Source organism: Bartonella queenslandensis AUST/NH15 (assembly GCF_000312585.1).
Lineage (GTDB): Bacteria > Pseudomonadota > Alphaproteobacteria > Rhizobiales > Rhizobiaceae > Bartonella > Bartonella queenslandensis_A.
Map to the genome: position 1 here is coordinate 46,121 of NZ_HE997997.1, position 873 is coordinate 46,993.

An 873-nucleotide genomic window follows, 5' to 3' on the forward strand; every position below is an offset into this window, starting at 1 on the left:
TCCTCACAATCTCATGTGATAAAGATTTGCTAAATTTTGGAATGGAAAATTTGCTTGGAAAGCAGGCGCCCCCGCACCGCCCGTATTATCACGCGGCTTTATTTACGTCTTGATCAACACCACAGACATCTTCAGAAAATTTCTTATTTTCTTTAAGCACTGCATTGCCATAGATTGTTGTAAATTCGCAAATTTGTGCCTTGCCATAAATATGCGCTTTATCACCAAAAACCCATGCATTATCGCTAACAATGGCATTTTCTGAAACTTTAGCATCTCTCAAAGCATAAACATTGTCACATATTTTTGCATTTTCGAAAACGCATGTATTTTGGAAAACCATAGCATTATCATAGACCCAGCAATTGCCATCATGAGAAAGGTTTTCTTCCTTTTCAATAAAATTTCTTTAGAGAAGTTATCAGCATAACGAGCACAGTAATCTTCTGAATGCAAAATACCATAAACGCAATATAGAGATATCTGTTTTTGTTAGAGTTTTATCAGGATAAGTAGGCAGGAATTTCTGTAAACTTGCATCTACAATCTTATCACAAACTTACTTTTTTATTTTGGAGTAAAGAGACGATAGTTGAGGTGTTTCTTTTCATGAGATTATAGTAAAAATGGATAACATTTTGTTGTCTCTCATATGTAACAGTTCCAATAAAATTGATATATACTATAAATTAAAGTCTTTCTTTGGTTTCTAAAATCGTTTTATATGCTTTGCACTTGAAAAGAGCGCGGGGTATGACGATTACACTTGTAACAGGTGGCAAAGATCTTCAAAGATGGGGGAAGATACTATGTTTGTTCTATCAATAAAGTGAGTATATCGGGTCTATATGGGGCGGTTAGGGCGTTTTATGC

General features: G+C 34.8%; 1 protein-coding gene. It reads right to left on the minus strand.

The annotated features are described in order from the left end of the window. Positions 1-88: 88 nt before the first annotated feature. Positions 89-343, minus strand: a complete 255-nt coding sequence (locus BN338_RS03860; RefSeq protein ID WP_051018492.1) for a hypothetical protein — start codon at positions 341-343, stop codon at positions 89-91. Positions 344-873: the final 530 nt, after the last annotated feature.

Coding starts and splice junctions, on each gene's coding strand:
- BN338_RS03860 (WP_051018492.1), bottom strand. CDS start 343: ATGGTTTTCCAAAATACATGCGTTTTCGAAAATGCAAAAATATGTGAC.